18 protein-coding genes, 2 tRNA genes and 3 other RNA genes are annotated in these 18,627 nt (G+C 58.7%); 9 read left to right on the forward strand and 14 right to left on the reverse strand.

What is annotated here, in order from left to right; translation table 11 throughout:
* The first annotated feature begins 76 nt into the window (after window positions 1–76).
* On the forward strand, window positions 77–841 hold the full coding sequence (locus GF111_RS24555) for a MipA/OmpV family protein (protein WP_047730543.1): 765 nt from the start codon (window positions 77–79) through the stop codon (window positions 839–841).
* Window positions 842–935: 94 nt separating this feature from the next.
* Here the strand turns inward: GF111_RS24555 and GF111_RS24560 are convergent, their stop codons facing one another.
* Window positions 936–1,811: a D-hexose-6-phosphate mutarotase gene (locus GF111_RS24560; RefSeq protein ID WP_147190660.1), complete on the reverse strand. Its 876-nt coding sequence runs from the start codon at window positions 1,809–1,811 to the stop codon at window positions 936–938.
* Between the two features lie 84 nt (window positions 1,812–1,895).
* Window positions 1,896–2,891: a glyceraldehyde-3-phosphate dehydrogenase gene (gene gapA, locus GF111_RS24565; protein ID WP_004932222.1), complete on the reverse strand. Its 996-nt coding sequence runs from the start codon at window positions 2,889–2,891 to the stop codon at window positions 1,896–1,898.
* Window positions 2,892–3,239: 348 nt separating this feature from the next.
* On the opposite strand from gapA, the gene msrB reads away from it, so the two are divergent.
* Window positions 3,240–3,653 (forward strand): peptide-methionine (R)-S-oxide reductase MsrB, encoded by a 414-nt coding sequence (gene msrB / locus GF111_RS24570; RefSeq protein ID WP_004932219.1) that lies wholly within the window; start codon window positions 3,240–3,242, stop codon window positions 3,651–3,653.
* Window positions 3,654–3,716: 63 nt separating this feature from the next.
* Window positions 3,717–3,989 (forward strand): YeaC family protein, encoded by a 273-nt coding sequence (locus GF111_RS24575; RefSeq protein ID WP_033634809.1) that lies wholly within the window; start codon window positions 3,717–3,719, stop codon window positions 3,987–3,989.
* Window positions 3,990–4,031: 42 nt separating this feature from the next.
* Here the strand turns inward: GF111_RS24575 and GF111_RS24580 are convergent, their stop codons facing one another.
* The 3 genes from GF111_RS24580 to ansA all read right to left on the reverse strand — a co-directional run bounded on the left by GF111_RS24580 (window position 4,032) and on the right by ansA (window position 7,213).
* A complete protein-coding gene (locus GF111_RS24580; RefSeq protein WP_102779327.1) occupies window positions 4,032–5,309 on the reverse strand; it encodes a glycoside hydrolase family 18 protein in 1,278 nt (425 codons plus the stop codon).
* 232 nt (window positions 5,310–5,541) lie between these two features.
* Window positions 5,542–6,174 (reverse strand): bifunctional nicotinamidase/pyrazinamidase, encoded by a 633-nt coding sequence (gene pncA, locus GF111_RS24585; RefSeq protein WP_147190657.1) that lies wholly within the window; start codon window positions 6,172–6,174, stop codon window positions 5,542–5,544.
* A 22-nt stretch (window positions 6,175–6,196) separates the two neighbouring features.
* Entirely contained in the window at window positions 6,197–7,213 is a 1,017-nt protein-coding gene (ansA, locus tag GF111_RS24590) for an asparaginase (RefSeq protein WP_038877354.1), read from the reverse strand.
* 162 nt (window positions 7,214–7,375) lie between these two features.
* On the opposite strand from ansA, the gene GF111_RS24595 reads away from it, so the two are divergent.
* The gene (locus GF111_RS24595; protein ID WP_047730547.1) at window positions 7,376–8,581 is read left to right on the forward strand and encodes an ISL3 family transposase; all 1,206 of its coding nucleotides are present in this window, start codon (window positions 7,376–7,378) and stop codon (window positions 8,579–8,581) included.
* A gap of 43 nt (window positions 8,582–8,624) precedes the next feature.
* On the opposite strand, the gene sppA is transcribed toward GF111_RS24595, so the two are convergent.
* A complete protein-coding gene (sppA, locus tag GF111_RS24600) occupies window positions 8,625–10,481 on the reverse strand; it encodes a signal peptide peptidase SppA (protein WP_049201700.1) in 1,857 nt (618 codons plus the stop codon).
* Between the two features lie 160 nt (window positions 10,482–10,641).
* On the opposite strand from sppA, the gene GF111_RS24605 reads away from it, so the two are divergent.
* The 5 genes from GF111_RS24605 to GF111_RS24625 all read left to right on the forward strand — a co-directional run bounded on the left by GF111_RS24605 (window position 10,642) and on the right by GF111_RS24625 (window position 15,730).
* The gene (locus GF111_RS24605) at window positions 10,642–11,193 is read left to right on the forward strand and encodes an NAD(P)H nitroreductase (RefSeq protein ID WP_004932204.1); all 552 of its coding nucleotides are present in this window, start codon (window positions 10,642–10,644) and stop codon (window positions 11,191–11,193) included.
* Between the two features lie 157 nt (window positions 11,194–11,350).
* Complete coding sequence (selD, locus tag GF111_RS24610; protein ID WP_147190654.1) at window positions 11,351–12,394, forward strand: selenide, water dikinase SelD; 1,044 nt, start codon at window positions 11,351–11,353, stop codon at window positions 12,392–12,394.
* Complete coding sequence (gene mnmH / locus GF111_RS24615; RefSeq protein ID WP_080347984.1) at window positions 12,394–13,512, forward strand: tRNA 2-selenouridine(34) synthase MnmH; 1,119 nt, start codon at window positions 12,394–12,396, stop codon at window positions 13,510–13,512. The genes selD and mnmH overlap by 1 nt, the downstream gene beginning before the upstream one ends.
* Window positions 13,512–15,437, forward strand: coding sequence for a DNA topoisomerase III (locus GF111_RS24620; RefSeq protein WP_048234250.1), 1,926 nt, complete (start codon window positions 13,512–13,514; stop codon window positions 15,435–15,437). Before mnmH ends, GF111_RS24620 begins: the two co-directional genes overlap by 1 nt.
* Window positions 15,434–15,730 (forward strand): YnjH family protein, encoded by a 297-nt coding sequence (locus GF111_RS24625; RefSeq protein WP_038877227.1) that lies wholly within the window; start codon window positions 15,434–15,436, stop codon window positions 15,728–15,730. The genes GF111_RS24620 and GF111_RS24625 overlap by 4 nt, the downstream gene beginning before the upstream one ends.
* A 21-nt stretch (window positions 15,731–15,751) precedes the next feature.
* Here GF111_RS24625 and GF111_RS24630 read toward each other — a convergent pair whose 3' ends face one another.
* From GF111_RS24630 to GF111_RS24665, 8 genes are all read right to left on the reverse strand, one after another.
* Window positions 15,752–16,153 carry a pyrimidine (deoxy)nucleoside triphosphate diphosphatase gene (locus GF111_RS24630; RefSeq protein ID WP_038877229.1) on the reverse strand — a complete coding sequence of 134 codons (402 nt, stop codon included), beginning with the start codon at window positions 16,151–16,153 and terminating at the stop codon, window positions 15,752–15,754.
* 44 nt (window positions 16,154–16,197) lie between these two features.
* Complete coding sequence (gene xthA, locus GF111_RS24635) at window positions 16,198–17,004, reverse strand: exodeoxyribonuclease III (protein WP_038877231.1); 807 nt, start codon at window positions 17,002–17,004, stop codon at window positions 16,198–16,200.
* Window positions 17,005–17,105: 101 nt separating this feature from the next.
* Window positions 17,106–17,678, reverse strand: coding sequence for a TIGR00730 family Rossman fold protein (locus GF111_RS24640; protein ID WP_033647601.1), 573 nt, complete (start codon window positions 17,676–17,678; stop codon window positions 17,106–17,108).
* 195 nt (window positions 17,679–17,873) lie between these two features.
* Window positions 17,874–18,001, reverse strand: a non-coding RNA gene (locus GF111_RS24645) — RtT sRNA.
* Between the two features lie 47 nt (window positions 18,002–18,048).
* Window positions 18,049–18,176, reverse strand: a non-coding RNA gene (locus tag GF111_RS24650) — RtT sRNA.
* A 46-nt stretch (window positions 18,177–18,222) separates the two neighbouring features.
* A tRNA-Tyr gene (locus tag GF111_RS24655) sits at window positions 18,223–18,307 on the reverse strand.
* A gap of 96 nt (window positions 18,308–18,403) precedes the next feature.
* Window positions 18,404–18,491, reverse strand: a non-coding RNA gene (locus GF111_RS24660) — RtT sRNA.
* Between the two features lie 29 nt (window positions 18,492–18,520).
* A tRNA-Tyr gene (locus GF111_RS24665) sits at window positions 18,521–18,605 on the reverse strand.
* Between the last annotated feature and the right edge of the window lie 22 nt (window positions 18,606–18,627).

The raw sequence follows: 18,627 nt of genomic DNA on the forward strand, positions 1-18,627 counted from the left end.
GTCGTTTTCTATTGTAAAGATTAGGCGCGTAACTAAATTTTCACATAAACTGTTGCAGCTATTAACCCTGTAATTTATGGAAAAAGAACCAGTGAAGATTTCAAAACTCAAAACGCTAGCAATTATCGCTTCCGCAATGGTTTGTGCGCAAAGTGCTCAGGCGGGAACCTGGTCACTCGGCGCTGCCGCGCTGGTTAGGCCGGACGCGTATCGTGGTTATCAGGACCGCGTTTATCCGGTGCCCGTTATCGACTATGAAGGTGACGACTTCTACTTCCGTACTCTGACCGCCGGTTACTACCTGTGGAAGGATCAAGAAAACCAGCTGAGCATCATGGGTTACTACACGCCATGGGGCTACCGTCCGGGCGACAGCGACGACGATCGCATGAAGCGTCTCGACAAGCGCCGCGGCACGCTGATGGCCGGCCTGGCCTACTCGCACAACGCCGAGTGGGGCACTCTCCGCACCACCTTCACCGGCGACACGCTGAACAACAGCAACGGCCTGGTGGGCGATGTGACTTACCTGTACAAGTTTAATCTGGACGCGCTGACGCTGGTCCCGGGCGTGGGCGTGATGTGGAACAGCAAGAACCAGAACAAATATTACTATGGCGTCAGCGCCAATGAATCGCGCCGCAGCGGCCTGGACAGCTACACCCCAGGCGATAGCTGGGCGCCGTATCTCGAGCTGAGCGCCAATTACCAGATCAACAAAAGCTGGAATGCCTTCTTCGTTGGCCGCTATGTGAAGTTGTCTGATGAAGTGAAAGACAGTCCGATGGTGGATAAATCCTACACCGGTTTGTTGATGACGGGTGTGAGCTACACCTTCTAATCACGCATTGCACGATCATCGTGCATGGCGTGCATCAAAAAGGGGCGCTGGTGCCCCTTTTGCACATCTGTGGTGCGCTGCCGCGCACGGCTTTTCAGGCTTTCTTACGGCTGCGGAAGGTCACGCCCAAACGGGCCGGTTGTTCGCCGGCGGCGACCAGCGGTTTACTGACGCGCCCGGTCTCTACGCAGACCATGGTCTTGTAACCGTCGTTCGGCATATCCCCCATGCTGCAGGAGAGCTCTACGCCCGGGTTCCAGGCGATAACGTCACTCATATGATGGTGGTGAACCTCGATGGTGCGCGCGAGCGCCGGATCGCGGATCTGGCTGAAGGCCTCCGGGCGGGTGTAGACGCGGTCGGTTTGGCCGACGAAGGTCACTTCGCCCGCCTGGCGCGCCTCAGCGCCGCCCGCCACCTTGTCGATATAAGGCTCGCCCAGGCCCGCAACGCTGACCCGATCGATGTCGCCGACCTGGAAGTAGCTGTGCAGCGCCGCTGTAGCCTGATAATCGCCGTGCGATTCCAGCTCGATCTCGCACTCCGCACCCAGCTTGAAGCGGGCAATCAGCGTGAAGGCGTGCGGCCATAGTTTGCGGGTCTGCTCATTGTCTTTCAGGGTAAAGGTCAGGATGACGCCGTTGTCATCTTCATTGTGCGCCGTCAGGCTCCAGGGCTGATTGCGGGCAAAACCGTGGGAGGGTTGCGCTACCGGGCCGAACCACGGCCAGCAGATCGGCACGCCGCCGCGGATGGCCTTGCCTTTGGCGAAGGGGGTATTGCTGCTGAGCCAAATCACCGGCTGCTCACCGCTGGGCTGCCAGGCCAGCAAATGGGCGCCCTGCAGCGCGACGGCCGCGCGCACTTTCGGGTGCGACACCACAACCACGCCCAGTTCATCGAGTTGACGCTGGCTGATGTAAGGCGAAATTTGTTCGGAAACGGGCAGGGTGAAAATTTTCTCGTTCATTTCATTACCTTAATGTTTGCCGGAGAGACAAATAAAAAAGGGCGACAAAAATGTCGCCCTCATTATCAGCTTAACATCATGCCATTACTTGGAGATGTGAGCGATCAGGTCCAGAACTTTGTTGGAATAACCGGTTTCGTTGTCGTACCAGGAAACCAGTTTCACGAAGTTGTCGTTCAGTGCGATACCGGCTTTGGCATCGAACACGGAAGTCAGCACTTCGCCGTTGAAATCGGTGGAAACCACGTCGTCTTCAACGTAGCCCAGAACGCCTTTCATAGAACCTTCAGCGGCATCTTTGATGGCTTTCTTGATTTCTTCGTAGGTAGCTGCTTTTTCCAGACGCACGGTCAGGTCAACAACGGATACGTTAGGCGTCGGTACGCGGAACGCCATACCGGTCAGTTTGCCTTTCAGCTCTGGCAGAACAACGCCAACCGCTTTCGCTGCGCCGGTAGAAGAAGGGATGATGTTCTGGGATGCGCCGCGGCCGCCACGCCAGTCTTTGTGGGACGGGCCATCAACGGTTTTCTGAGTTGCGGTGGTCGCGTGAACGGTGGTCATCAGGCCTTCAACGATACCGAAGTTGTCGTTGATGACTTTAGCCAGTGGCGCCAGGCAGTTGGTGGTGCAAGAGGCGTTGGACACGATGTCCTGGCCGGCATATTTGTCAAAGTTGGCGCCACGCACGAACATTGGGGTCGCATCTTTGGATGGGCCAGTCAGAACGACTTTTTTAGCGCCAGCGGTGATGTGTTTACGTGCGGTTTCGTCGGTCAGGAAGATACCGGTCGCTTCAGCAACCACGTCAACACCCACTTCGTTCCACTTCAGGTTAGCCGGGTCTTTCTCTGCGGTAACACGGATGGTTTTGCCGTTAACAACCAGGTGGCCGTCTTTAACTTCTACCGTACCGTTGAAACGGCCGTGAGTAGAGTCATACTTCAGCATGTAAGCCATGTACTCTGCGTCCAACAGGTCGTTGATTGCAACGATCTCGATGTCAGAACGCTCTTGAGCAGCACGGAAAACAATGCGACCGATACGGCCAAAACCGTTGATACCTACTTTGATAGTCATATATTCCACCAGCTATTTGTTAGTGAATAAAAGGTTGGTTGTAAAATTACAAAAACCTTACCCAGCGTCAAGCGGAATCGTGTCAATTCTTGCGGCAAGTCAAACCGGAAGGGTGGTTTTGCACGCTTATTGCACAGTCCATTTGCGCTCGGCCTCATCCGTTATATGGGGACAAGCCGCCAAGTATAAAGTCAGCATACGCAAGATGTGTGATCGCTATCACATATCATCGTGACGTGGCCTTTATGGGCTACAGTTTAGGCCAAAAATCCCTGCAGCGGTGTTAATTTTTTGTTATTATTAATCATTGTTTTCGTTGACATTATCCATATTCAGAGATAAGCACAAATGGCTAAAGAGACAACCCCCGGTCATCCGGTCACGGAACTGAATGAAATCCAACGTTATGTGACGCAACAGCGCGGCACCGAAGCGCCGTTCAGCGGCAAATTGCTGCACAATAAGCGCGAGGGCGTGTACCATTGCCTGTGCTGTAACCAGCCGCTGTTCTATTCCGAAACCAAATACGATTCCGGCTGCGGCTGGCCGAGCTTTTATGAGCCGGTTTCCGCCGATGCAATCCGTTATCTTGATGATAATTCACATAATATGCACCGTGTTGAAATCCGCTGCGGCCATTGCGACGCGCACCTGGGGCACGTTTTCCCCGATGGCCCGCAGCCGACCGGCGACCGCTATTGCGTCAACTCCGCCTCGCTGAGTTTCACCGATGGCGAAAATGGTGACCAAACGGCCGGCTAAGTGGTAATTTAACCAACAAAATCGATTCAGCTAATTATTCATCCGTAAGCGAGAAGGGCTCTGATGGACGTGAAAGATCTGATTGCGGCGATGACGCCCGAGATATACCAGCGCCTGGTACAGGCGGTTGAGCTGGGCAAATGGCCGGACGGCGTGGCGCTGACGCCGGAGCAAAAAGAAAACAGCCTGCAGGCGGTGATGCTGTGGCAGTCGATGAACAACGTCGATCCGCAGCACATGAGCATCGGCACCGACGGGCAGATCGTGATGAAGAGCAAGCAAGAGCTGAAACAGCAGTTCGTTGCCGAGCCGCTGGCCAAACTCAAACCGCAGTAAGGTTGTCCTAAAGCGGGGCGATGACGCCATCGCCCCGTCGGTTCACCGTTTTTCACCCTTGATACCCAGCGATTCCGCCAGCTGCTGCGCCAGCCGGTTGTTATCGTCCGCGCCGTACTCCCAGAACATCGCCCCTCCCAATCCTTGGCTTTTGATGTACTCGGCCTTGATGGCCACCGAACGCGGGTTCTCGTAGGAGATAGCGAACAGCGGTTTGCCTGCGGCGGATTGCAGCGTCAGGTAAGGTACTTTGGCGTCGTCATCCCAGTGCTCGCGAAAACGATGCTGCGGATCGTTGAGCAATTTGCTGACGATATCGTGGTATTTAAAGTAGGTGTCTTTGCCGAGATCCAGCCCCAGCGCGTTGAACTGGGCGGTTTCGCGCGTGCTGAAGTATGGTTGCGTCACCGGATGTTTGGCGGCGTCCGGCTTGTCCCAGTCGATGCCCGCCTCGGTCGCCCGCTTCGGTACCCGGCCGTAGAAACCGATGCCCAGGTTCATCTGTGCCGGTTTCAGTCCGGCAGCCAGATAATTCTTTACCACGAAATCGGCGCTGTAACGGTCGGCGGCCGCCACGGTTGGCCAACGCTTTGAATCGTAAAGGTTGGCATTGAAATACTGCGTGCCGTAAGCCATGTCGTAGGTCATCAGATTAATGTAGTCGAGGTAAGGGGCAATGCTTTTCATATCGACCCACTCCTGCGGGCTTTTGACGTTGGCCCCGACGGCGATAGTTAACAGCTTGCCTTTACCCAGCGCCTGGTGAAGCTCTTTCAGCAGCAGGGTGAAGTTGTCGCGGTCTGCCGGTTGGCTTTCCACCAGTCCCCAGGCGCCGTTGACCGGATATTCCCAGTCCAGATCGATACCATCCAGCTGATACTGTTCGATCACCTGCAGCGCGGAGCGGATGAATATCGCCCGGTTTTCCGCAGTCGCCGCGGCGGCGGAGAAGCCCCGTGCGCCCCAGCCGCCGACCGACAGCAGCACTTTCAGCTCGGGGTTCTGTTTGCGCAGCACCGGCAGCCGCTGCAGATCGGCCGTTACCTTCGGCGACAGGTAGATCTGGTGGCGGCGAGCGGGGTCTTTCAGCGCCGCATTGGCTTCGTCTTTCTCGCCGTTGTAGATCAGACCGAACGAATAGTTGAGGTGGGTGATTTGCGTGACGTCCAGCTTGTCGATGTCGCCACCGGGGCCGGCGGTGACGTCGCCGCCGCCGTTGAAGTAGCCGACGGAGAGATAAGCCGCCTGAGCCGTGCCTGCGCCGGCCATAGCCAACTGCACCGCCGCCAGTAAAGGCAGCAGTTTTCGGGTGATTTTCATGTCTTTCTCCTTGGGTCGGCAAGGCCGACCGTACCGCCAGAGGCGGTCACAATAAAGCCGGGCTCAGCGGGCCCCGGATGCGTATAACCGATTGACGCCAAAAGCGTCGCAGTCATAACAGCAAAAGCGCCTGCCGGTCACAAGCCGTTGGGGAAGAAGAAGGGCGGTATTGTGAGCGGCGTCGATATTTTCGCCGCCGCTCAGAGAGAGCGCCGGTGGCGCCCCGGAGGATTTAGTTGGCGAGAAATTGTGACAGGGTAACCAGTTGCGCACCGGCGCGCGCCATGTCCTGCAGCGCCCGCCCGCTGTCGTCCGGCTGCAGATTCACGCCGCGGCAGCCGTCGACGATCACCTGCGTTGGATAGCCGGCAGCCAGCGCATCCAGTACGCTGAACTTGACGCAGTAGTCGGTCGCCAGGCCCATGATTGCCAGCCGCTGGACGCCCTGCGATTGCAGCCAGCCGTGCAGTTCGGTCTGTGCACGGTGGCCGTTATCGAAGAACGCGCTGTAGCTGTCGATGTCCGTCTCCTGCCCTTTGCGAAAAACGGCATTGATATGTTGCCGCTGCAACCGGGGGTGAAAATCGGCACCGTGGCTCCCTTGCACGCAGTGCACCGGCCACCACACCTGCGGCAGGCCCTCCAGCTCGCCGAGGGTGCCGACCTGCGTATGGGAATTCACCGCAAAGCTGCGGTGATTGGCGGGGTGCCAGTCCTGGCTGGCCACGACCGGCTCGCCACGCGCCAAACAGGCAGCGATCGCCTGATTGGCAACCGGGATGACGGCGTCGCCCGCCGTGACCGCCAGCGCGCCGCCGGGGCAAAAATCGTTTTGCAGATCGATCAACAACAGGGCCGTTTTCATCGCCGCTCCAGAGTTCAGTAGGTTAACCGTTGATGCTCAGTTCGCCGCGCAGGTCTTGCTGCATCAGGGCGCGGATTTGTTTCGGCGTCAGCGGCTGGCTCAGCAGGTAGTGCAGCTTGGTCAAGGCGGCTTCCACCGTCATGTCGAAACCGCTGATCACCCCGGCGTGCGCCAGCGCGTTACCGGTGGCGTAGCCTTCCATATTGACGCGCCCGGAGATGCACTGCGTCAGGTTGACCACCACGATGCCGCGTTCGGAGGCCGCACGCAACTCGTCGATCAGCTCGGCCTTTTGCGGCGCGTTACCGACGCCGTAGGAGCGCAGGATCAGCGCCTTGACCGGCTGCAGCAGGAAGTTGCGCACCACCGCGCCGGAAATGCCCGGATAGATGGTGACCACGCCGATCGGTTGCGGCGTGATGTCGTGCACCCGCAGCGCGCCGTTGCAAGCCGGGCTGTCGATGCCGTGCTGGCGACGAATGTGAATGCCGGCTTCCAGCAGCGGCGGCAGATTCGGGGAGGCGAAGGCGTCGAAGCCGTCGGCGTGGGCTTTGGTGGTGCGGTTGCCGCGGAACAGCTTGTTGTTGAAGAACAGACTGACTTCGTTCACCGGATGGTTAGCCGCCAGATACAGCGCGTTGAGCAGGTTGGTCTGGCCATCGGAGCGCAGCTCCGCCAGCGGAATCTGCGAACCGGTGACGATCACCGGTTTAGCCAGGTTTTCCAGCATGAAGGAGAGCGCCGATGCGGTGAACGCCATGGTGTCGGTACCGTGCAGGATCACGAAGCCGTCGTAGCGATCGTAGTTCTGTTTGATGTCGTCGGCGATGTGCTGCCAGTCTTCCGGCGTCATGTCCGAAGAGTCGATCAATGGCGCATATTCATGAATGGTGAAATCCGGCATTTCCGGGCGATGGAATTCGGGCATCAGCGCCAGCTGGCGCTGCAGGTGGCCGGAAACCGGGATATAGCCGTGATCGGAACGCTGCATGCCGATGGTGCCGCCGGTGTAGGCGACGTAAATGGATTTCTTTTGCATGGTCATGATTTTAACAAAGATAAGATGGGCTGAATTATAGGGGCATGGCGGCAGAAAAAAAGGTTCATCGCGCTTTAGCGTGAACCAATAGAAAACGGCAGTCAGAACGTTTAGGTTTGTATTCGCCAAAACACACCCTAAACCTTCAAAACTGCCGTCACTATGAATGCTAACCTTTGCTCCCTGTTCTGGGAAGGCTTTATCGTCAATTCCTTCTCGCATCCTTCTGCCAACACCCTGCTTATCCAGCTCCAGCCTGACGCTGCCGTCATGCCCTGTTGTCGTCGTTGTGAGCGGCGGGTGCCTGTTGTGCATGATGTTTCCTTCCGCCGAGTGCGTGAACGCCAGCTGCTCGATTGGGTCGTCTGGCTCAACGTCCCCGTCCGGCGCCTGTGTTGCCCCCATTGCGGGGTCACCACCGAAAAAATCAGCTGGTTGCCTGAACGCCAGAGATATACCACGACGCTATCCGTATGGGTTGAGTCACTGGTCCGTTTACTGCCGATTAAGCACGTTGCACAACTCACCGGACTGAACTGGCATACGGTCAAGAATATCGACTACCGGCGTCTGCTGCGGGAACGGACAGAGCCGCAGCGCCATACCCTCCGCCGTCTGGTGATGGATGAGTTCGCCCTGTTCAAAGGACATCGTTATGCCACCGTGGTGATGGATGCGGATACGCAACAGGTGTTGTGGGTGGGCGAAGGCCGCAGCAGAGCGGCCTTCCGCCCCTTCTTCGTCTGGCTGGGCGCTGAAGGCTGTGCCGCTATCCAGTCTGTCGCCATGGATATGAATACGGCGTTAGACCTGGAGGTCAGGCATCACTGCCCGCAGGCGGAAGTGGTCTATGACTTGTTCCATGTGGTGGCAAAGTATGGCCGGGAGGTTATCGACCGGGTCCGCGTCGACCAGGCCAATCAACTCCGTGATAACCCAAAATCGCGTCAGGTCATCAAACGCAGCCGCTGGCTGCTGCTGCGCAACCCAGAAAACCTGCCCGAAGGGCATGAGGTAAAGCTCACGGAGTTGCTGGAGGCGAATCAGCCGTTGAATGTGGTCTGGCTGATGAAAACGACGCTGAAAGAACTGTGGTACGCCCCGAGTGAACAAGAGGCGCAGAGACGCTGGACAAGCTGGTACAGGCAGTCTCAGGAAAGCGGAATCAAGGCGTTGCAACACTTCGCCGAGAAACTGAAAGGGTATGCCGGTGGCATCATCGCGAGTGCCAGACACAGGTTGAATACCAGCGTGCTGGAAGGGATGAACAATAAGATAAAAGTGATGAAGCGGATGGCCTATGGATACCGGGATAACGCTTACTTCTTCCTGAAAATCAAAGCAGCGTTCCCCGGTAAAGCGCGATGAACCGAAAAAAAGCCCGGCGATGGCCGGGCTGCAGAATTATTTGTTAGCGGACTTCTCCGCAGGTCAGGCAGATCGCATAACGGTTTTGCGGATCGTTCAGGTTATTGAACAAGCCCGGCTGTTCTTTCACCGCGTTGGCGACCGAGGCCAGCGGGGCGGGCAGCATGGATTGAATCGCCGCCGGCAGCATGGCGTGAATGGAAACGCCGAACTGGCTGAGCACCATATCGCTGAGGCTTGGGGTATCGACGAACCAGTCGAGCTGCCACTGCTGCAGCTTCGCCAGCTCGGCGGCTTTCTTCACCGCGTCGTCGAAATCGCCCAATTGATCGACCAGGCCGTTAGCCTTGGCGTCGCTGCCGAGCCAGACGTGGCCTTGCGCGATTTGGTCAACCTGCTGCGGGGTCATCTTGCGCGATTTGGCGACTAAATCGAGGAAGTTCTTATACCCGTTTTCGATGTTCAGCTGCATCATCTGCGAGAACTCTTGCGGCAATGCCTTGGTGACCGCAATGTCGGCCAGCGGCGAGGTTGCCACGCCGTCGGTGTGCACGCCCAGCGTATCCAGGGTTTTCTCGTAGGTGTTGATGATGCCGAAAATACCGATGGAGCCGGTCAGGGTGCTCGGGCTGGCGATGATGTAGTCGGCCGGCGTCGAAACCCAGTAGCCGCCCGACGCGGCCATGCCGCCCATCGAGACCACCACCGGCTTGCCGGCGGCGCGCACGGCGGCCAGTTCGGAGCGGATCACTTCGGATGCGCTGACGCTGCCGCCCGGGCTGTTGACGCGGAACACTACGGCCTTGATGGCCGGATCCAGGCGCGCCTGGCGCAGCTCGGCGGCGGTGGTATCCCCCCCGACGTTACCCGGCGTCTGCGGGCCGTCCATGATGGCGCCGTTGGCGAACACCACGGCGATCTTACCGCCCTGGTTGGCGTCCGGCTTCGGCTGGTAGTCGTAGATGCTGGTGGCGTTGAAATCGTTCGCCTGTTTATCCCAGCCGAAGGCCTTGACCAACTGATTTTCGATCGCGGTGCGCGACGCCAGCTCGTCCACCAGCTTATTGTCCAGCGCATAGCGGGCGGTGTCGCCACCGGCCGCCTGCAGGCCGCTCAGCACACCGGCAGCGCCCGGGAACAGCTGCTGCGGCGTCAGCTGGCGGTTGGCCGCCACAGTCTCCAGATAGTTCTGCCACAGGCCGCCAATCCAGCGGCTGTCTGCTTCGCGCGCCGCCGGGGACATATCGTCGCGGATCAGCGGCTCGACCGCCGATTTATAGGTGCCGACGCGGAAGATATTGGTGGTGACTTTAAGCATGTCCAGCAACGACTTGTAATACAGGTTGTTGGTGGCAAAACCGTGCAGATCGACCGCGCCCTGCGGCGACAGGTAGATTTTGTTGGCGTAGCTGGCCAGGAAATATTGCGTCTGGTTATAGCTGTCGCCGATGGCGAAGATCGGCTTGCCGCTGTCGCGGAACTCGCGCAGTGCCTTACCGATATAACGCAGCGACGGTTGATCGGCGCCGGCGAAGTCATTCAGCTGCAACACCATGCCGGTAATGTTTTTGTCGTCTTTGGCCTTGCGGATGCTGTCCACCACGTCGAACAGCGAGTTTTCCTGCAGGCGGCTGCTGGAGGCACCCAACAGCTCGCGGCCCCATTGCCGCACCCGGTTGTTTACCGAAGGCTGATCGACCACCACGCCGCTTAAGTCGACCAGCAGCGCGCCGCGTGCCGGGGCCGTCGAGGTGGAGGAACTTTGGAAGGACAGATAGATGCCGACCCCAACCAGGATCAGCAAGACCAGGAACAGGTTAAGGATCAGTTCCCTGATAAAATTCAGCAGACGCCATGTCCACCGGAAAATGCCGGCAATAATTTGCCACAATGTGCGCATGTGCTCTCCAACAAGAGTCGAGAATGTTCCGCTATCCTAATGAGCGGCCGAGTAAATGTCAGCTTTAAATCGTGGCACGCAGACGCTATCGCCGAGGCTGTAACTCGTCGTTTAGCTATGTTAACGTGGCCGGAATGAAAATTGTTATCAGGAGTTTACGATGGATGCTCTGGATCTTTTATTGAATCGCCGCTCGGCTTCGCGCCTGGCGGAACCGGCGCCGGCGGGGGAAGTACGCCAAAATATCATCAACGCGGGCCTGCGTGCGCCCGATCACGGCGCGCTGCAGCCGTGGCGTTTCGTGATGATCGAAAATCAGGGCCTGGAGCGCTTCAGCCAGCTGCTGCAGGCGGCGGCGAAGCAGGATCAACTGGACGAAGCGGCGATCGAAAAGGCCACCAAGGCGCCGTTCCGCGCACCGCTGATCATCACCGTCATCGCCCATTGTACTGAAGAAACCAAGGTGCCGCGCTGGGAGCAGGTGGTTTCCGCCGGTTGCGCGGTGCAGGCGATGCAGATGGCGGCGCTGGCGCAGGGCTTTAACGGCATCTGGCGCACCGGCGCCTGGACCGAGCATGCGCTGGTGCGCGAAGCCTTCGGCTGCCGCGAGCAGGATGAGATCGTCGGTTTCCTCTATCTGGGCACGCCACAGCTGAAGGCCGCCACCAAGGTGACGCCGCCGGACAGCACGCCTTTCGTCAGCTATTTCTGAGTTTTCTCCCGCGGGGCGCGCCGAAAATGCGCTAAACCCCGCAAAATCGCATGGTTTCTGAGCAGGCCGTTCGCTTATCGGCGGCCCGCTCTTATCAATCCCCTCGGCAAGCGCTACCCTATGATATCTTGAGTGCCGTTACAGAAGGGAGTGGACTATGACATCGCCAGCGATCCGTTTAACCCAGTACAGCCATGGCGCTGGCTGCGGCTGCAAAATCTCACCGAAAGTTCTCGAAACCATCTTGCACAGCGAGCGGGAAAAGTTTGTCGATCCGCGTCTGCTGGTCGGCAATGAAACCCGCGACGACGCGGCGGTGTACGACATCGGCAACGGCGTCGGCATCATCAGCACCACCGACTTCTTCATGCCGATCGTCGACGATCCGTTCGATTTCGGCCGCATTGCGGCCGCCAACGCCATCAGCGACGTGTACGCCATGGGCGGCAAACCGATCATGGCGATCGCCATTCTCGGCTGGCCGATCGCCAAACTGCCGCCGGAGGTGGCGCAGCAGGTGATCGACGGCGGGCGTTTCGCCTGCCAGCAGGCGGGCATCGCGCTGGCCGGTGGCCATTCCATCGATGCGCCGGAACCTATTTTTGGCCTGGCGGTGACCGGCGTGGTCAATACCGAGCGGGTGAAGAAAAACAGCGCCGCACAGGCAGGTGCGAAACTCTATCTGACCAAACCGCTGGGCATCGGCGTGCTGACGACCGCCGAGAAGCAAAGCAAGCTGCGCCCTGAGCATCAGGGCCTGGCGACGGAAGTGATGTGCCGCCTGAACAAGCCGGGCGCCGACTTTGCCGAGGTGGCGGGCGTTACGGCGATGACCGATATCACCGGCTTTGGCCTGCTGGGTCACCTGAGCGAGGTGTGCCAGGGCTCCGGTGTGCAGGCGACGGTCTGGTTCGATCGGGTGCCGAAGCTGCCGGACGTCGAGGCGTATATTGCCGAAGGCTGCGTGCCGGGCGGCACCGGGCGCAACTTTGACAGCTATGGCCATCTGGTGGGTGAGATGAGCGATTTGCAGCGCCAGCTGCTGTGCGATCCGCAAACCTCCGGCGGCTTGCTGTTGGCGGTATTGCCTGAGTCGGAGGCGCAGGTGCTGGCGATTGCCGAGCAGCACGGTATCTCGCTCAACGCTATCGGTGAATTGCATGCCGCACAGACCGGACAGCCGCTGATCGAGGTTGTGTAGTGTCCAACATGCAAGAAAGGCCGGACAGCGACGATTACCCACGCATTTTCCTGCAGGACGTGCCGCTGATTGACGTGCGCGCGCCGATCGAGTTTCAGCAGGGCGCCTTCGCCCAGGCGGTGAATTTACCGCTGATGATCGACAGCGAACGCCAGGCGGTCGGTACCTGCTATAAGCAGCATGGGCAACAAGCGGCGCTCGCGCTCGGCCACCGCCTGGTGAACGGCAAACTGCGCGAACAGCGCACCGCCGCCTGGCTGGCGGCCTGCGCAGAGCGGCCAGCAGGCTATATTTACTGCTTCCGCGGCGGGCTGCGCTCGCAGCTGGTGCAGCAATGGCTGCATGAGGCCGGCGTGGATTATCCGCGTATCACTGGCGGTTATAAGGCACTGCGCAATTATCTGCTCGGTGTACTGACGCAAAGCGCGGCATTGCCGATGGCCCTGGTGGGTGGCAATACCGGCAGCGGCAAGACGCTGCTGGTCAACGAGCTGGCCGACGGCGTCGATCTGGAAGGCGCGGCGCGCCATCGCGGTTCATCTTTTGGCCGAACGCTGGCGGGACAGAGCTCGCAGATAGATTTTGAGAATCGTCTGGCTGTGTTATTGCTGAAAAAACAGCATGGTGGCAGCCGCCGTTGGGTGCTGGAAGACGAAGGGCGGATCATCGGCAGCAACAATCTGCCGTTGCCGTTGTTCAACGGCATGCAGCAGGCACCGGTGGCGGTGATCGACGATCCGTTCGACATTCGCCTGGCGCGCCTGCAGGCGGAATATATCGACGGTATGCGCGAACAGTTCGAACAGGCCTATGGCGTGGAAGAAGGCTGGCGGCAGTACGACGACTATTTGCATCACGGCCTGTTCGCCATCCGCCGCCGTTTGGGCCTGGAGCGCTTCCAGCAGCTGACGCAGCGGTTGGAGGCAGCGCTGCGGGCTCAGCGCCTCAGCGGCCAGGGCGACGCGCACCGCGAATGGTTGGCGCCTCTGTTGCAGCAGTACTACGATCCGATGTATTGCTATCAGTTGGAAAAGAAAGCCCAGCGGATCGTCTTCCGTGGGAACTATGCAGAAGTAAGAGAATTCTTGATGACGTTCAGCCAGAAAAACGGTGATTAATGCGACTGTTCATAGCCGAGAAACCGAGTTTGGCGCGCGCCATTGCCGACGTCTTGCCCAAGCCGCATCGCCGCGGCGACGGCTATATCGCCTGTGGCAACAACGACGTGGTGACCTGGTGCGTCGGCCACCTGCTGGAGCAGGCTCAGCCTGACGCCTATGACAGCCGCTATGCGCGCTGGTCGTTGGCGGATCTGCCGATCATCCCCGAAAAATGGCGCTTGCAGCCGCGGCCTTCGGTCAGCAAACAGCTCAACGCGATTAAAAAGCTGCTGCTCGAAGCCGATGAAGTGGTTCACGCCGGTGACCCGGATCGCGAAGGGCAACTGCTGGTGGATGAGGTGCTGGACTACCTGGATTTGACGGCGGAGAAACGCCAGAACGTGCGCCGCTGTCTGATCAACGATCTCAACCCGCAGGCGGTGGCGCGTGCGGTCGAGCGCCTGCGTGACAATCGGGACTTTATCCCGCTGTGCGTGTCCGCGCTGGCGCGTTCGCGCGCCGACTGGCTGTACGGCATCAATATGACCCGCGCCTATACGCTGTTGGGCCGCAACGCCGGTTACGACGGCGTGCTGTCGGTGGGCAGGGTGCAGACGCCGGTGCTCGGATTGGTGGTGCGCCGCGACGAAGAGATCGAAAACTTCGTGCCAAAAGACTTCTTTGAGGTCAAGGCGCACATCGTCACACCGAAAGAAGAACGCTTTGTGGCGCTGTGGCAACCCAGCGACTCTTGCGAACCTTATCAGGATGAAGAAGGGCGTTTGCTGCACCGGCCGTTGGCGGAACACGTGGTCAAGCGCATCGAGGGCCAGCCGGCCCTGGTCACGGCCTATAATGATAAACGGGAATCAGATACCGCACCGCTGCCGTTCTCGCTTTCCACGCTGCAAATCGAGGCGGCCCGGCGCTACAACCTCAGCGCGCAACAGGTGCTGGACGTTTGCCAGCGGCTGTACGAAACCCACAAATTGATCACCTATCCGCGTTCCGACTGCCGCTATCTGCCGGAAGAACATTTTGCCGGCCGCCACGCGGTGCTGAACGCCATCAGCGTGCACCAACCCGAGCTGTATCCGCAGCCGGTGATCGACAGCGATCGCCGCAACCGCTGCTGGGACGATAAAAAGGTCGATGCGCACCATGCCATCATTCCCACCGCCCGCGCCGGCAAGGTCAATTTGACGCAGGATGAACGGAACGTGTATGGGCTGGTGGCGCGTCAGTATCTGATGCAGTTTTGTCCGGATGCGGTGTTCCGCAAATGCGTGATCGAGCTGGATATCGCCGGCGGCAAATTCATCGCCAAGGCGCGTTTTCTGGCGGAGGCCGGCTGGCGCACGCTGCTGGGCAGCAAGGAGCGCGACGAGGAAAACGAAGGTGCACCGCTGCCGGTGGTGGCCAAGGACGATGAGCTGCTGTGCGAGCGCGGTGAAGTGGTGGAGCGCCAGACGCAGCCGCCGCGGCCGTTTACCGACGCCAGCCTGCTGTCGGCTATGACCGGCATCGCGCGATTCGTACAAGATAAAGCGTTAAAGAAAATCCTGCGGGCGACCGATGGTTTAGGAACGGAAGCGACGCGAGCGGGGATCATCGAATTGCTGTTCAAGCGGGCGTTTCTGTACAAGAAGGGACGCTATATTCACTCCAGCGAAACCGGGCGCGCGTTGATTCACTCGCTGCCGGATCTTGCTGCGCGCCCTGATATGACGGCCAACTGGGAGGCCACGCTGACGCAAATCAGCGAGAAATCCTGTCGCTATCAGGACTTTATGCAGCCGTTGGTCGGCACGCTGCAAGAGCTGATTTATCAGGCTAAGCAGAGCCGGGCGAGCATGGCGTTTCGTGGATTGCCGCCGCCGCCCTCCAGCGGAGGCAAAAAACGCAGGAAAAGCGCCGGCAAGGCGCAGGAGAAGAGTGAATGAAGCGTGGACTCAGTAGGGTATTGGCTGCCGCGGCCCTGATGTTTTCCGGCCTGGCGGTCGCCAATCGCGGCGATGTGGACGTGGTGTTACCGGTTTCGCCGGAGATTTGGGGCACGGCCAAAAGCGGCGTCAACCCACCGCCGGCACAGCCCTGCAACCGCTGTTGCGTCTACCAGAATCAAAACTATTCCGAGGGCGCGGTGCTTAAAGTGGAAGGGGAAGTGCTGCAGTGCGTGCGTGAGCCTAACACCATCGGCACCAACCCTTTGATTTGGGTGCGATTGAAGAAGTGACAATGTAACCTGTCGCCGCGCTCAGCGTGCACCGCTTTGCGCGGCGATATAGTCCGCCAGCAGTGGAACGTCGGCGGGCGCCAGGGCGTATTCCTGCGCCTGCTGCGGCGTAACCCAGACCAACGCCGAGTGGCAGCGCTGTTGCAGTTCACCGGAGAACTCCGTGACTTGCCAGGCGTGCAGGCGGATGATGCGTTCGCCTTGCTGCCACTGATTGCTACCCACATAGTCGCCGATACGGGCGCAAATCCCCAATTCTTCATCCAGCTCGCGCGCCAGCGCTTCTGGCTGGCTTTCGCCCGTTTCAACCTTGCCGCCGGGAAACTCCCACTGACCGGCCTGATCGCTGCCTGTGCCGCGCTGGGCCAGTAAAATTTGACCGTTCTGTTCCAGAATAGCGGCTACCACGTCGATAATTTTCATTGGCTTCACAGGGTAAAACCCCGGCGAGCGCCGGGGTGATGGGGTTACAGCGTAAATTCCGCCCAGACCGGCGCATGGTCGGAAGGTTTTTCCATGCTGCGGGTTTGGTAATCGATGCCGGTGGCGATGCAGCGCGAAGCCAGCGGGGTGCTGGCCAGCAGCAGATCGATACGCAGGCCGCGGTTGTCGTCGAACCCTTTGGAACGGTAGTCGAACCACGAGAATTCGTCGTTGCGCCCCGGGTTGGCGTGGCGATAGGTGTCTACCAGGCCCCAGTTCAGCAGGCGGTCCATCCATTCGCGCTCTTCCGGCAGGAAGGAACACTTCCCGGTGCGCAGCCAGCGTTTACGGCTGTCTTCGCCGATGCCAATGTCATAATCGCTCGGGCTGATGTTCATGTCACCCATGATCAACACCGGGGACTCCGCCGACAGCTGCTGCTCCAGGTAGTTTTGCAAATCCTGATAAAAGCGTGTTTTAGCCGGGAATTTGATCGGGTGGTCGCGGCTTTCACCTTGCGGGAAGTAGCCGTTGATCACCGTCAGTGTGCCCTGCGGCGTCGCCAGATCGGCCATGATGATGCGACGCTGCGCATCTTCTTCATCGGTCGGGAAACCGCGGCGCACGGCCAGAGGCTCCGCTTTGGTCAGCAGCGCTACGCCGTAATGGCCTTTTTGCCCGTGATAGAACACGTGATACCCGTGCTGGCTGACTTCTTCCAGCGGGAACATGTCGTCGTGAACTTTCGTTTCTTGCAGGCCGATCACGTCGGGCTGGTGCTGTTCGATAATTGCCGCCAGCTGATGCGGACGCGCGCGCAGTCCATTGATATTAAAAGAGACAAACTTCATGAGCGGTGCCGTTTTCACGAGAAAAATGTGCTGTGATAGTAGCAGAGTTTGGCGGGAAATGTAACGCAGACAGCGGCAGGACCGCTGGCTGCGCAGCGGGTTTATTTCGCCCAGCGGTCGTAATTTTTGGGTTGATAATCGTCAAACTGTTGCAGCAGCGTTTGCGCCGATTCACTGATGTGCAGGGTGCCGAGATAGTCGTGGCGCATAAAGCCCTGATCGGCGACGTGTTCGAGGAATTGGCTCAGCGGGCGGTAGAAGCCGTTAACGTTCAGCAGGCCGACCGGCTTGTTGTGATAGCCGATTTGCCCCCAGGTCCAGATTTCAAACAGCTCTTCCAGCGTGCCGATGCCGCCGGGCAGGGCGATAAAACCGTCCGCCAGCGCGGCCATACGGGCTTTGCGCGTATGCATATCAGGCACCACTTCCAGTTCGGTCAGGCCGCGATGCGCGGTTTCCGCTTCAACCAGGCGCTCGGGGATAATGCCGACAGCTTCACCGCCCGCCGCCAACACGGCATCTGCCACGATCCCCATCAATCCTTTCTTGCCGCCGCCATAGATTAAACGGCGCCCCTGTGCGGCCAGCAGCTGTCCCAGTTGACGAGCCTGCTCGGCATAAGCGGGATTGACGCCTTCGCTGGCGCCACAAAAAACGCAAATATTGTTTCGCATCCACCTGTTCCTTACTGCACTAAAGAAGCCAGTGGTATAGCGAATTGTCGGCCGGAGTTCAAGTTACGGCTGGGAGTGAGGAAATAAAACATCGAGGTGAAAGCGGGGAATAAGGGGAGATAAATTGAGTTTTATTGATACGAGAGCATTGGGTGCGATGTGCTTTAAGTTTGTTTGGGATTTTCTATAAAGAGATGGTGGTGGGGGAAGGATGATTCGTCGCTGTGCGACTCACCCTGCGGGCCGCGCTAAAGCGCGTTGTCTCACTGCGTGAGACTCGAACCTTAGTCGAAGTTTCTCATCCTTCCCCGGTGCGGAGCGTTATGGATGCGATGTGTTTTAACTTGGTTCAGGGATTTTTTGCAAGGGATGGTGGTGGGGGAAGGGTGATTCGTCACTGTGCGACTCACCCTGCGGGCCGCGCTAAAGCGCGTTGTCTCACTGCGTGAGACTCGAACCTTAGTCGAAGCTTCTCATCCTTCCCCGGTGCGGAGCGTTATGGATGCGATGTTTTAACTTGGTTCAGGGATTTTTTTGCAAAGGATGGTGGTGGGGGAAGGATTCGAACCTTCGAAGTCTGTGACGGCAGATTTACAGTCTGCTCCCTTTGGCCGCTCGGGAACCCCACCATGATATTCATGGATTTACTAATTGTTGTTCCGGTTTTATCCGGAAGAAACCTGGCCGGCTTCTTTACTGCCTCTTCGCTCCTGGCGGAGAAAAGATGGTGGTGGGGGAAGGATTATTCGTCACTTCGTTCCTCACCCTTCGGGCCGCGCTAAAGCACGTTATCCTTCCCTTTCTGATTCGCTTTAACCCAATGCGTATCAGCAACGAAAAGATGGTGGTGGGGGAAGGATTCGAACCTTCGAAGTCAGTGACGGCAGATTTACAGTCTGCTCCCTTTGGCCGCTCGGGAACCCCACCATATACATGGCTATTTAATTGG

The organism is Serratia sp. HRI (assembly GCF_010119335.3).
Classification (GTDB): Bacteria; Pseudomonadota; Gammaproteobacteria; order Enterobacterales; family Enterobacteriaceae; genus Serratia; species Serratia nevei.

What these genes read in the sequence shown, in the direction of transcription:
- GF111_RS24555 (WP_047730543.1), top strand. Translation starts at nt 77, where the DNA reads ATGGAAAAAGAACCAGTGAAGATTTCAAAACTCAAAACGCTAGCAATT.
- GF111_RS24560 (WP_147190660.1), bottom strand. Translation starts at nt 1,811, where the DNA reads ATGAACGAGAAAATTTTCACCCTGCCCGTTTCCGAACAAATTTCGCCT.
- gapA (WP_004932222.1), bottom strand. Translation starts at nt 2,891, where the DNA reads ATGACTATCAAAGTAGGTATCAACGGTTTTGGCCGTATCGGTCGCATT.
- msrB (WP_004932219.1), top strand. Translation starts at nt 3,240, where the DNA reads ATGGCTAAAGAGACAACCCCCGGTCATCCGGTCACGGAACTGAATGAA.
- GF111_RS24575 (WP_033634809.1), top strand. Translation starts at nt 3,717, where the DNA reads ATGGACGTGAAAGATCTGATTGCGGCGATGACGCCCGAGATATACCAG.
- GF111_RS24580 (WP_102779327.1), bottom strand. Translation starts at nt 5,309, where the DNA reads ATGAAAATCACCCGAAAACTGCTGCCTTTACTGGCGGCGGTGCAGTTG.
- pncA (WP_147190657.1), bottom strand. Translation starts at nt 6,174, where the DNA reads ATGAAAACGGCCCTGTTGTTGATCGATCTGCAAAACGATTTTTGCCCC.
- ansA (WP_038877354.1), bottom strand. Translation starts at nt 7,213, where the DNA reads ATGCAAAAGAAATCCATTTACGTCGCCTACACCGGCGGCACCATCGGC.
- GF111_RS24595 (WP_047730547.1), top strand. Translation starts at nt 7,376, where the DNA reads ATGAATGCTAACCTTTGCTCCCTGTTCTGGGAAGGCTTTATCGTCAAT.
- sppA (WP_049201700.1), bottom strand. Translation starts at nt 10,481, where the DNA reads ATGCGCACATTGTGGCAAATTATTGCCGGCATTTTCCGGTGGACATGG.
- GF111_RS24605 (WP_004932204.1), top strand. Translation starts at nt 10,642, where the DNA reads ATGGATGCTCTGGATCTTTTATTGAATCGCCGCTCGGCTTCGCGCCTG.
- selD (WP_147190654.1), top strand. Translation starts at nt 11,351, where the DNA reads ATGACATCGCCAGCGATCCGTTTAACCCAGTACAGCCATGGCGCTGGC.
- GF111_RS24620 (WP_048234250.1), top strand. Translation starts at nt 13,512, where the DNA reads ATGCGACTGTTCATAGCCGAGAAACCGAGTTTGGCGCGCGCCATTGCC.
- GF111_RS24625 (WP_038877227.1), top strand. Translation starts at nt 15,434, where the DNA reads ATGAAGCGTGGACTCAGTAGGGTATTGGCTGCCGCGGCCCTGATGTTT.
- GF111_RS24630 (WP_038877229.1), bottom strand. Translation starts at nt 16,153, where the DNA reads ATGAAAATTATCGACGTGGTAGCCGCTATTCTGGAACAGAACGGTCAA.
- xthA (WP_038877231.1), bottom strand. Translation starts at nt 17,004, where the DNA reads ATGAAGTTTGTCTCTTTTAATATCAATGGACTGCGCGCGCGTCCGCAT.
- GF111_RS24640 (WP_033647601.1), bottom strand. Translation starts at nt 17,678, where the DNA reads ATGCGAAACAATATTTGCGTTTTTTGTGGCGCCAGCGAAGGCGTCAAT.